The organism is Agrobacterium sp. S7/73 (genome assembly GCF_019355535.1).
Lineage (GTDB): Bacteria > Pseudomonadota > Alphaproteobacteria > Rhizobiales > Rhizobiaceae > Agrobacterium > Agrobacterium tumefaciens.
On record NZ_CP072136.1, the window covers coordinates 365,860 to 377,579 of the forward strand.

At 56.8% G+C, this 11,720-nt stretch carries 8 protein-coding genes; 4 read left to right on the forward strand and 4 right to left on the reverse strand.

The window, feature by feature from the left end; all coding sequences use genetic code 11:
• Window positions 1-19: 19 nt before the first annotated feature.
• The 3 genes from graB to J5276_RS01610 all read left to right on the forward strand — a co-directional run bounded on the left by graB (window position 20) and on the right by J5276_RS01610 (window position 2,749).
• Window positions 20-907, forward strand: coding sequence for a hydroxyquinol 1,2-dioxygenase (graB, locus tag J5276_RS01600; RefSeq protein WP_112178629.1), 888 nt, complete (start codon window positions 20-22; stop codon window positions 905-907).
• Window positions 904-1,242 carry a YciI family protein gene (locus tag J5276_RS01605; RefSeq protein WP_065702582.1) on the forward strand — a complete coding sequence of 113 codons (339 nt, stop codon included), beginning with the start codon at window positions 904-906 and terminating at the stop codon, window positions 1,240-1,242. Before graB ends, J5276_RS01605 begins: the two co-directional genes overlap by 4 nt.
• Window positions 1,243-1,462: 220 nt before the next feature.
• On the forward strand, window positions 1,463-2,749 hold the full coding sequence (locus J5276_RS01610; protein WP_162647832.1) for an aromatic acid/H+ symport family MFS transporter: 1,287 nt from the start codon (window positions 1,463-1,465) through the stop codon (window positions 2,747-2,749).
• Between the two features lie 53 nt (window positions 2,750-2,802).
• Here the strand turns inward: J5276_RS01610 and J5276_RS01615 are convergent, their stop codons facing one another.
• From J5276_RS01615 to mprF, 4 genes are all read right to left on the reverse strand, one after another.
• On the reverse strand, window positions 2,803-5,130 hold the full coding sequence (locus J5276_RS01615; protein WP_162632858.1) for a DUF1217 domain-containing protein: 2,328 nt from the start codon (window positions 5,128-5,130) through the stop codon (window positions 2,803-2,805).
• Between the two features lie 377 nt (window positions 5,131-5,507).
• Window positions 5,508-6,833 carry a telomere resolvase gene (locus J5276_RS01620; RefSeq protein ID WP_112154335.1) on the reverse strand — a complete coding sequence of 442 codons (1,326 nt, stop codon included), beginning with the start codon at window positions 6,831-6,833 and terminating at the stop codon, window positions 5,508-5,510.
• A gap of 288 nt (window positions 6,834-7,121) precedes the next feature.
• The gene (locus tag J5276_RS01625) at window positions 7,122-8,492 is read right to left on the reverse strand and encodes a virulence factor (protein ID WP_112154334.1); all 1,371 of its coding nucleotides are present in this window, start codon (window positions 8,490-8,492) and stop codon (window positions 7,122-7,124) included.
• 11 nt (window positions 8,493-8,503) lie between these two features.
• A complete protein-coding gene (gene mprF, locus J5276_RS01630; RefSeq protein WP_112154333.1) occupies window positions 8,504-11,104 on the reverse strand; it encodes a bifunctional lysylphosphatidylglycerol flippase/synthetase MprF in 2,601 nt (866 codons plus the stop codon).
• Between the two features lie 275 nt (window positions 11,105-11,379).
• Here mprF and J5276_RS01635 point away from each other — a divergent pair, with 275 nt between their 5' ends.
• Window positions 11,380-11,673, forward strand: a complete 294-nt coding sequence (locus J5276_RS01635) for a hypothetical protein (protein ID WP_003514125.1) — start codon at window positions 11,380-11,382, stop codon at window positions 11,671-11,673.
• The last annotated feature ends 47 nt before the right edge of the window (window positions 11,674-11,720 follow it).

An 11,720-nucleotide genomic window follows, 5' to 3' on the forward strand; every position in this document is an offset into this window, starting at 1 on the left:
ATGATGGGAGGAGGACATTATGGACATGAAAACAACCGGTGACGACGGCTATTTCGTCGAGGAACGTTCGGCCGAAACCGTGATTGCCCGTATGCGCGATTGTGACGATCCGCGTCTCAAGGAGATCATGGCGGTCGTCACCCGCAAGCTTCACGAGGCGGTGAAAGAGATTGAGCCGACTGAAGAGGAATGGATGAAGGCGATCCATTTTCTGACCGAGGTCGGCCAGATCTGTAATGAATGGCGGCAGGAGTGGATCCTTTTTTCCGATATTCTCGGCGTTTCCATGCTGGTCGATGCGATCAACCACCGCAAGCCGAGCGGCGCGTCGGAATCCACCGTTCTCGGGCCTTTTCATGTGGCCGATGCGCCTGAGATGCCGATGGGCGCCAATATCTGCCTCGACGGCAAGGGCGAGGACATGCTGGTAACCGGCCGCATTCTCGACACCAATGGAGTGCCGGTCGCAGGCGCCCGCATCGACGTCTGGCAGGCCAATGACGAAGGTTTCTACGACGTGCAGCAGAAGGGCATTCAGCCCGATTTCAACCTGCGTGGCGTATTCGTCACCGGTGAGGACGGACGCTACTGGTTCCGGGCGGCGAAGCCGAAATATTACCCGATACCGGATGATGGCCCCGTGGGGCAGCTTCTGCGGGCCATGGGGCGCCATCCCTACCGACCAGCGCATCTGCACTACATCGTTTCGGCAGAAGGCTTCACCACGCTCGTCACGCATATTTTCGACCCTGATGATCCCTATATTCGTTCGGATGCGGTTTTCGGTGTGAAGGAAAGCCTGCTGGCCGATTTTCAGCGGGTGGAGGATGCGCAGAGGGCGCAGGAGCTGGGGTTCGCCAACGGCTGGTTCTGGTCGGTGGACCACGATTTTGTGCTCGCCCGATGACCGGCGGTAGCGACCGTCCCCGGCTCTATGTGCGTTTTGCGGAAAGTGATCCCGCTGCCGCTGAGCAAAGGTTGGCGCAGATGAGTGCCCACAAGGCTCATTTACGCAACGAAGATGGCGTTCCGGAAGGATTCAGAATTCTCGCATCCGGCCCGATGCAGGCGGAAAGCGGAGGGTCTGCCGCGGCCCTCATCATTGCTGAAGCCCGCTGCATCGAGGACGTCATGGCTTTTAGCGACGCCGACCCTTTTGTCATTCACGGCGTCTATAACCGCATTCGTATTTTGAACTGGACGCCGACTTTGTCGAGGATTTCGGAGCTGGAAGGCGACTGAAATCCACGCCTGCAATGGCTGTTGACGATTGTTAATATTTCAATTGCAATTTTTGCAAACGCAACATTTAATCGAAGGCGGGTGATGCTGGCGATATGTGTCTTGACAGGAGCGAGACGCACATCAGGGTGGAGCAAGCCGGGCACCCAGGGAGCAATCGCAGGAACGGGAAGACGTCGATCCATTCCGGGTGGCGCGTTCATGCGTGAAAGGGAGGAATATGTCCACGAACTATATGAGCGCCGCCTCGGTGCGGACGAAGAACCCGGCTGGCGTCATCGCGACATGCGGCCTGATGATCATGTTCGACGGTTACGATCTTGTCGTTTACGGCGCGGTTGCACCGGCGTTGCTGAAAGAAGGCGCATGGGCGCTCAATCCGGCCATGGTCGGGCGGGCTGCCGCCTTGACGTTGGTGGGCATGCTGCTCGGCGCGCTGTTTGCCGGCACCATGGCGGACCGTATCGGCCGCCGGAAGGTCGTTCTCATCAGCCTTGCCGGATTTTCAGCGATGATGATTGCCTCGGCCATGACGCCGAACTTTCTTGCTTTCGAAATCACGCGCTTCTTCGCCGGTCTCGGCCTTGGCGCGCTCCTGCCGACGGTGACGGCGCTGGTGCTGGAATTCTCGCCGCCCAAGCGCAGGGCGCAGGCAAATTCCCTTTCCTTCCTCGGTTATCTTATCGGCGGCATCATTTCCGGCCTCATGGGTATTTTGCTTCTGGAGAGCTATGGCTGGCGGCCACTGATGCTGATCGGCGGCCTGCCGCTTATTCTTCTGCCGATCTTCATGCGGTTCCTGCCGGAATCGCCGGAATGGCTGGCAAGCAAGGGCCGGCAGGCAGAGGCAGACGGGATTTGCGACACTTACGGCCTGCAACGCATCACGCCACATGCCAAGATCCAAAAGGGCGGCGTGGGCGCCCTCTTCTCGGAAGGCCGGCTGCTTTCGACGCTGAATGCCTGGGGCATTCACTTTTGCTCGCTTCTGCTGACCTTCGGCATGGTCAACTGGCTGCCCACCATCATGAACAAGATGGGCTACGATATCAGTTCGGCGCTCAGTTTTTCCATCATGCTCAATGTCGGAGCCGCAATTGGCATTCTCATCGGCGGGCGTTTCGCCGACAAGGGTAACGTCAAGGTGGTTGTGGCCGTCCTGTTTGCCATTGGCGCGGCCTCGATCTGGGCCTTGACGGTAAACAAGGGGCCGTTGCTCTATCTTTTCGTTGCCCTTGCGGGTGCGGGAACGATTGGAACCCAGATTCTTGCCAACGTTCTGGTCGGGCGGCTTTATCCTGTCCATATTCGCGGTACGGGTCTTGGCTTTTCCCTGGCCGTCGGGCGGCTGGGCGGCATCGCCGGTCCGATGATTGGCGGTCTCGTACTGCAACGGGGCCTGGCTCCGGAGTGGAACTTCTACATTTTCGGCTCGGTCGCGCTGGTCGGGCTGGCTTTGACCGTATTGACCCTGCTCTACCGCACTTCAGGCGACGGGTGGGTTTGACTAAGATGATGTTGGCCGCAGGGCAAAACCTGCGGCCAGCACTAATAGATGGTCTAACCTCTGCGGCGGCTGCGGAGTTGCCCCAACGTCGCGAGTGTATTGCCGCTGATGGACGTGCTGCCGCTGCCGAATAAAGCGAGACGCGGATCCGACGTTGCGTTGTTCGCTTCGAATGTCAGCAAAAAGCGATTAACCAGTTTTTCGACCTTCTTGGGGTCCTGCAGGTCCTTTATCTTCAACTTCTTCTCGATCATCTTTGCCTGCGCATCCACCTTGGAGTTTGCGGTTTCTGCGGGAATTCCAAGGGCGGTGCGGGTGAACTCCGCAAGCGCATTATCGGCGAGTATGTCATAGGGATTGGAAATGCTGGCAGCCATGCGCTTGAAATAGAGCGCAAGGCGAACGCCGGAATTTTCTTCGCCGACCCGCTGTTCCAGCGTCTGCCGAACATATTTGTCGCGTGTTTCCATGAGGCTGCGGGTGTTCTGCACGCTCTGGCCGGCTTTCGCGACGATATTCCCCTTGGCGTCGAAATTGAAGGAGCCGGCAAGTGCGCGGAAGCGGGCATCTTTTTCGGTATTGGCGAAACTTTTGGGGTCCTTGAGGTCGGACTTGAAGATCTTCTTGAGGTAGTCGGTGGTGACCGTTTTGGGGTCGATACGCTGCGCAATCAGCATGAAATCGAGAAGGCGGCGGTCGGAGAGCAATTGATCGACGGTTTCAATCGTTTCCATTTTCTGGCGATAGTAGGTGACCTCCTTTTCGCCTTTCTCCCTGACCTTTTTGTCCTTGTCCCAACGGGTAACTTCCTTCAGATAATTTCGCGATATTCGAGTGATCTCGTTTTCCGACTGGGCGAGCCGGGGTGAGCCGATCTTGCCCTCGGCATCAAAGTTGAAAGCCTTGGCCAGCCGCACGAAACGCTCGTCTTTCAAAGTATAAACGTAACTTTTCGTGTCTGACAGATCGCTGGTAAATACCCGTTTCAGCGTGAAGGACGAGGCTTCTTCAGCGGTAATATCGAAGGCCTTCAGGGCGAAGTTTCGAATGATGACCGCGCCCTGCGCGTTCGACAGAAAATCCTCGAGATTTTTCGTCAGGCCGATGTAGCGCTGGTAGTTCTTGATTGCCTTTTCGTCCGCTGCTTCGTCCTTGTCATCGTAACGGCTGAAGTAGAGGTTCATCATGGTGTTGAGCTGTTCGGCGGTCTGCGCGACCTTGCCGGTCTTGATCTTGCCATCCGCACCGAAATTGAAGGCGCGTGCCAGATCGACAAGACCTTTGTCCTTCTCCTTGTGGATAGGGCTTTGCGGATCATTCGGATCCTGCAAGACGGCCCAGCCGATTTTCTTGTCCGTCTCATCATTGTCGGTCAGATTGAAGCTGACGATGAGCATCGTTCTCAGGCGCGCAAACTGCGTCATCTGGCTGGCCTCGGTGATGGTTTTCATCTTGTCGGCGAAATACTCGCGGTTGAGAACAGCTCCGGCCTGCGTCAGGCGGGGATTTGAAAGAACGTAGGTTTCGTTAATCAGTCGCCTCTGCGCAGTCGTCTGCGCCGGCATGCCGTCATCTACGCGGCCGTCGTCCCGGAAATTAAACGCGGCCGCCATCTCGAACAGTTTGTTGGCATCGTTGATACGCTTGTTATATTGGCTGATCAGGTAGTCGATCTTTGCGAGCGCCGGTTTGTCGGTGGACGCGACGCCTGCACGTTCTATGCGCAGATCGGCCGCCTTTGCCTTCCACTCCGGTATCAATGACTTGTAGGTCTTGTTGATGTAGCTATCGGCATTGCTGATATCGCTCGTCAGAACGTTTTTGACGTGCTTGTAGCTGAAGGTCTCGGGGTCGATGCCGAAGGATTTGAAGATATAATCCCGAAGCCGCGTGTTCTTGAAGATATCGTCGACATGCCCGACCTTCTCGATGGCAATGTTATAAAAACGGGTCTCTTCCTTTAATTCGGTGCCTTCCTGTTCGATCGTAGCGTGATAGGTGGCAATCAACCGGTCCTGCTGGGATTTTGTCTGAACCGATTTTTCCGCTTTGATCGTGCCGAAATCGAAAGAGGCAGCGAAGTCGCGGTATCGCGTATCCTTCAGTTTGTTTGCGAAGCTGTTCGGATCGTTGAGATTGCTTTCCAGCACCTTCTTCATGAAGGCGGTGGCATAGATCATTTCCTCCAGTCCATGTGCCTTCATGGCGTAGGAATAGAGCCGGAAGTCCTTCAGGAACGCGTCGAGGTTTTTGACCTTGCCGATATTATCCGCATAATATTTGGCGTCGCGCGATACGACGGGGTCGTTCGCGACGCGTTTCAGCGACAATTCCATATCACGATTGTAAAGAGCGTAAGTCGTATATGCGGGCAGCACCATGTGTCTCCGAAAAAACTATGGCAAAATCTGTGCGTGAACCAGTTATGAAGCGGATAGTTGCAGTATAGTCTTGCGCGTAGCTGTATAATTAAAAGTAATATTTAGAATAAATATTTTGTATTATTAAATTAGTTGAGATTTATATTGATTCTTTGGTTCGTGGCTGCGTTCAGATCGCGTGCAGGCAGAAGCGGCCCCAAGCGCCAATGCCAACACCACGCCGGCAGACAAAGGGGAAAGACTTGGCAAAAGCTGAGGGCGGCACATTTGTCCGGGCTGTTGGGACAGACATGCGAAAATACCGCTGGCAGCGTGTTCAGCGCTATCCTGAGGCAAGGCCGTATTAGAGGCTTTTTCTAGGGCAGTTCCGGGTACCGCTACGGGTTCTTGCGGGAGACGGGGGCGATGGTCGCCATCTGCAACAATGTGCGCTCATTCGTGCGTTTGGCTCGCGCCAATGCATCGTCGCGGTCTTCCGGCAGCGTGTAGGTCATGTAGGACAGCGAGGTTTCGAGGTCGTTATTATTGTGTCCGAGGATGGCCGCGAAATAGCTGTTCTTGGTGACATGGGGCGGCGCGAAATTGTGATACGCCACCTCCGCATAAAGGTGCCGCAAGCCATAGGGCTTGGGCAGTTCTTCCTTCGGCCAGAAATCCTCGAACAGATTAAAAACCGTGTCCCGAAGCAGCAGGCGGGTTTCCGATGAAAAATCGTCGATCGACATGCCGTGCCACAGTTTTCCCTGCCCGCTTTCGCGCAGGCGCTGGTAGGCGGACAGGATGGTTGCGGAGCGTGCAAGGACCGGGATCTCGTAGGTAATCCCGAATTTCGTTCCTTCGCCCTGCTTCGTCTTGGCCTGGCCGTTAAACAGGATGCTCCATTTGGAAACGCCCTTGCCATAGGGAGCGGGTGAAAACTCGGCCTGCGTAAAGACCTCGTAGGGGCGTCGCCCCGTCATGCCGATCAGGCCGATGCCGATCATCAGCGGATCGTTGGACTGGAGGCAATCGGTGCAAATCTTCAGAACCTGCCGGTAATTTTCGAACGTGATCAGCGCACCATGCTTATTGGCGATCTTCTCCATCTTGACCCGGCGCGCATCGTCGTACATCGCTGCATCGCCGGTGGCGATCTTCAGCATCGGATGGTCGTCACCGAAGGCTTCGCGGATGGCGTTACGATATTTGGTGATGTAGGAAATGATCGTCGTCTGGGCGCGGCCCTTCATGACGGCGATTTCGGCGTCCCACAAGGCCTGCATCTCTTCTTTCGAGCCCAGGCCGTTCATCGCTGCAATAAAATCCGCGATCCGCAAAAGCACTGTCGGCTTGCGGCCGGCGGTGTTGAACTCCGCCCGTTCGATCTTTTCGACAATGGAGGTCGCCACGCCGGTTTTCGGATAGTCGGCCCGCTCTATATAGGTCTTCAGCCGCTCCCGCAGCTTTTTCATGTTGCAGATGGCAAGCGGGGTGCTCTTTGCTCCAAATTCGGCCTTCAGGGCATAGCGATATTTCATGATGTAAAGTTCGAGCGTCTTTTCCGTGCGGCCATTGTCGAAATGGTAGCGGACCTCTGCGTCCCAAAGATCGCGGATTTTTTTGTTTCGCAACGTCTCGCTGCTTTTCATCGCCTCCCTGACCCGACCGACGAACTGGTCGATGCGTTCCACGAGAACTGGAGTTTTGGTCTTTCGTGCGAGCATGCGGCGGCCCCTGAACCGGTCGGGAAATATAAAATCTATGATTGGCAATCAAAAGAAGCATGGTTGCGGAAATGCCATGGATATCCGCCGCCAGCATATTTCTTTTGAATAATAGTTTAATCGATTCCGCAAGTATGGCCGTGATGCGTGGAACCTTCAAGGAAGGTTTGCGAGCCGAGATCGGTAAGTCGGGGAGCCGGCATCCTGCCGGCGGCGCTTCGGGTGATTGAATTCTGATGGAAGTATGGGCTTCGGGAATTCTCCCGAAGCCGCAGAGGTTGCGACAGCCTATTTCGGTAGCCGGGTTTTCAGGGAGGTCACGATGCGCTTGGCAAGCCCCTCATAGTCCTCATCGAAATGGTGGCCACCTTCGATGCCGACCGTCTCCACGCCCTTTGCCTTCAGGCCGGGGCAGGGGTCTTCATCCTCTTCCTCCGTGCCATAGACGCATTGCACCAGCTTCGGATCGATCTTGACGATGTCATCGATGGTCTTGCCGCCCTTGCCTTCGCCGGCAACGCCGAGCCAGCCCTGGACGGAAATCTCGAAATCGACTTCGGTCGAAAGTCCAAGCAGCGTCAGCTGCACGACATGCGATTTCGCGCGTTCGGGCAGGAGATTATAGGTGGCGGGAATGATATCGGCGCCAAAGGAATAGCCGATCAGCACGACGTTCCGAACCTTCCATTCCTTGCGGTAGGTGTCGATGATGCGTGCAAGGTCATTGGCCACTTCCTGCGGTTGTTTTTCTTTCCAGAAGTAACGCAGGGCATCGACGCCGATCACAGGTATCCCCTGCTTTTGCAGCGCGCCGCCGACTTCCTCGTCCAGATCGCGCCAGCCGCCGTCACCGGAATAGATCACCGCCATGGTGTCCATCGCCGGGCTCGTTTCGAGAACCGTGATCGGCAGGCCTAGCGGGCTGCTGGTGTCGCCCGCCGCATCGACCTTGTCGGACAGGGTCTGGGACAAAATCTCATCCGCCTTGCCTGTCACATCAGTCACTTCGATATCGGGATGAAGCTTCACCAGGGCGTTAACGTGGTCGCGGCCCTTCTGATCCGCATCGGGCGTGAACAGCACGCTGACAGGAGCTGGCAGCGGGCCATCGGTCAGGCCATAAACCGTTTCACCGTCCACCTTGTCCTTGGTGGCGGGGGTGCAGAGTATCTTCTCAAGCGGCAGGCCAGTCTTGGGGTCAACCGCGATGGCTTCCTGAACGGTGGAGACCGGGCTTTGCGCGATCATGGCGAGCGCCAGCGTTCCGCCCTTGCCGATGCCGGTGAGGATAGGCTGGCGATAGCTGGCGGTCCCGGCGGTGCGCTGGATCTGCTGCGACAGCGACTCGATGTCCGAGATCATATAGATACACTCGTCATCATCGGCCTCGAGTGCCTTCAGATATTCCTTGAAATCGATGCCGACCACCGCGGCACCCTTTTCCACTAGTGCTTTGGCGCGTTCTTCGTCGGTGCTGGTCCATCCGTCCGCATCGGAAATCAGGAAGACGCTGGCGAGAATTTCACCATCCGGCACCATGATGTGCTCGGCGGGAATCATACCGGTGTCATAGGCTGGCTTGTCCTGCGAAAAGGCGGCGCTGGAAGCAAACAACGGGGAGAGGAACAGGGCGGAAGCGGCAAGGGCTGCCTTCAGCATGCTGTATTTTCTCATTTTCCGATCACTCCTCTGACACCGCCACTGATCAGAACCGTCGCGTCCATCAGCGCCAGAGCGGCGTCTGCGCCATTTTGTACGGCGAGGTAACGCGGTTCCCATTTCGGGTGGAACTTCGTCTTGAACGCACGAAGGCCCTTAAAGTTGTAGAATCGTTCGCCATGTTCGAAAAGCGTGCTGCCAATGCGGTCCCAGACCGGTGCCGCATCGCGCTTCGACATGCCGGACATGGGTGCCATGCCGAGATTGAAGCTCTCATATCCCGTCTCACGCAGGTGCTGCATGATGCTGACGAAGAGGAAATCCATCGAGCCGCGCGGTGCATCCGGTGAAAAGCGCATGAGATCGACGGTGGCTTCCTTTTTGGTGTCCGTCACCATCAGATTGGCGAAGGCGGTGATCTTGCCATCCTTGCGCAGCACGGCGACGGGCTGGGAGAGAATGTAGTTGGGCTCGAACGCACCGAGAGAAAATCGCTTTTCCCTTGTATTGTGGTGGGTGAGCCAGCCATCCGAGACCTGCTTGAGATCATCCAGAATATCGGCAACATGCGATTGCTCGACAACTTCGAAGGTCAGCCCGTCGCGGGCGCCGCGGCTCAGTGACTGGCGAAGGGTTGCGAGCTTGCCGCCCTTCAATTCGAATGCGGTAAGATCGACCAGCGCCAGTTCGCCAAGCTTGAAGGCACGCAGGCCCGCATCGGCGCAATGGGACAGGAGGAAGGGCGAAATCTGGTAGAAGGCGGCGCGCGCACCCGCCGAACGGGCGGATTCCACGAATTGCCAGACCAGATCGGGAAAATCCTCCTCGTTGCCGACGGGGTCGGCGAAGGCTATCCATGATCGGCCCTGAATGCCGTACATGATGAAGGCGCTGCCGCTTTCCGAGAACATCACATGCTTGTCGCCCATGCGCACCAGATTGGCATCGGCCGAATCCTGCTGCATGACGATGTCGGTTGCACGTTCAACGTCTTCCGGCTGGATGGAATCCGGCTTGAAAGTGACCGGCCGCATCAGGCTGAAAATTGCAATGGTGGAGGAAGCGAGCACCAGGCCGAGAAGGGCGCGCAGACCGCGCGGTGCTTCTTCGGAGAACTCGAATTCCCACCACAATGTGTGGCTGTAATCGGTGTCGCGGTAGACGAACAGAAGGATCGTTGCCGCGCCGGCGATGATGACGGCCATAGCGGCGAGCCAGCTCGGTCCCAGCGCCTGTTTGACCAGCGAGGCATGACGGTTGAAGCTGCGCATATTGAGGGCGAGCGCCGCGATGAAGATGCCGAGGAAGATTGCCTCGAAAACGGCGATCGCCTTCACCAGCGACAGGATGAGCGCCAGCGATGCGGCGACAAGGGCAATCCACCACGCCCCATCCAGCCGCTGCCCGAGGCCGCGGGAGGCGACAACGAGGCCAAGGCCGAGAATGCTCGTCAGAAAGTGCGCCGCCTCGATGATCGGCAGTGGCACGAAATTCGACAGGAAATCCAGATTGCTGCCGGGCGTCGGCGTCACGCTCGAAAAGATCAGCATGGTGCCGAGAATGATCGCGAAGGTGGAGAGCAGCGGTGGCGCCAGCCGCACGGCAAGCTGGCTGATATCGGAGACCACCGGCTTGGCCGCGAACTGCTTCATTTCGGAAACGATCATTACCAGAATGGCAACAACCAGCGGCAGGACGTGATAGATGACGCGATAAAGAACGAGGCTTCCGAGCAGCTGATCGACGCTGATCGCGTTGCCGAGCCCGGCTACCATGACCGTTTCGAACACACCGAGACCGGCGGGAACGTGGCTGAGAACGCCAAGGCCAACGGCGGTGGCATAGATCGCGAAGAATGTCGGCCAGCCGAGATGCGTCTCGGGCAGGAGCACGTAAAGCACGGAGGCGGAGGCGGCGATATCAAAGGCGGAGACGAGGAACTGGCGCGAGGAGGTGCGGCTGTCGGGAAGGCGCAGTCGCCATTTGCCGAGCCGGATCGCCTTGCCGTTGCGGCCGATATAGGCGGTGGTAACGAGAACGGCAATGACGGCGAGCGCTCCGCCCCTTAGAACAGTCGGGTCGAGACCGATGATGGCGGCGATGCGTGGTGCGACGATGAAGGTCGAAAGGGCGCTGACAGACAAAAGCCCCAGCCCGAAGGACAGCGTGACGAAGGCGATGACACGGGCGATGTCACCCGGCGAAAGTCCCAGCCTGGAATAGGCGCGAAAGCGTATTGCGCCGCCGCTCAAGGGGCCAAATCCAGCAGTGTTGCCGATGGCGTAAGCGGCAAAAGCGGTGGCCGCCATGGACGGGAAGCGCACCTTTTTGCCGACATATTCGATCGCGTTGGCGTCATAGAAAATCAGCGACAGGAAGCTCAGCGCCGTAAAGACCATTGCAAGAAGAATGGCCGGAAGCGAAGTGTCCAGAAGGGCTGCGATCACATCATCGTACCGCACTTCGGATGTGAGGCGGTAAATCGCAAACGTCATCATCACGAAGATGAGCGTAATGGCGATGGCCGTCAGATAGGGCCGGTTTCTGGCAAAGAAGCTTTCAACCGGGGATTCGGTAATATCGGTCTGTATAATTTCGCTCTTGTCTGCCATTTGCTTTTTCCAGCGCCAGTCCCTTGGTTGGCGAACCACAGGATTGTGTCGCTAATTCGTTTCGGTTGAGGAAATTTGCTTAGCAGAAATGCGTGACGTGTCGATGTGAAGTTTGGCGACAAACCAACGAGATTTTCGCCGTTAAAATGAAAAATGCAACCAAAAAGAGCGATGTTCAAATTTTAGATCAAAAACTCCGTGAATTAAACGTTCCGATTGCTTGGAGGCGATGTTTGATGTGATTAAACGCTTCTTTCAATTGAAGGAAATGCAAAATGAACATGCCTACAAGAATAGTAATTTCGCTGATCGCAGCCCTTTTGGTGGGCGGCGGCTACATGGCTTATGACAAGATGCGTGGCGCCGAATGGGTTGTCTCGCCGCAGCAGATCGCTGATGCGAAGGCCGGCGGGCAGGCCGGATATGAATCGCGTCCGGGAACAGTGACCGTTTTGCCGATCCGTAGCGAGACGGCGGATGTACTGCCGATCAAATGGGCCATTGCTGGTCTGGTCGCAGGCCTGCTGGCGTTTCGGTCCACGGGCAAAAAGAAAGCGGCAAAGGCCTGAGGCCTGCCGCTTCATGTCTCCGGCACGGAAGTCCGGGGAGAATGCCA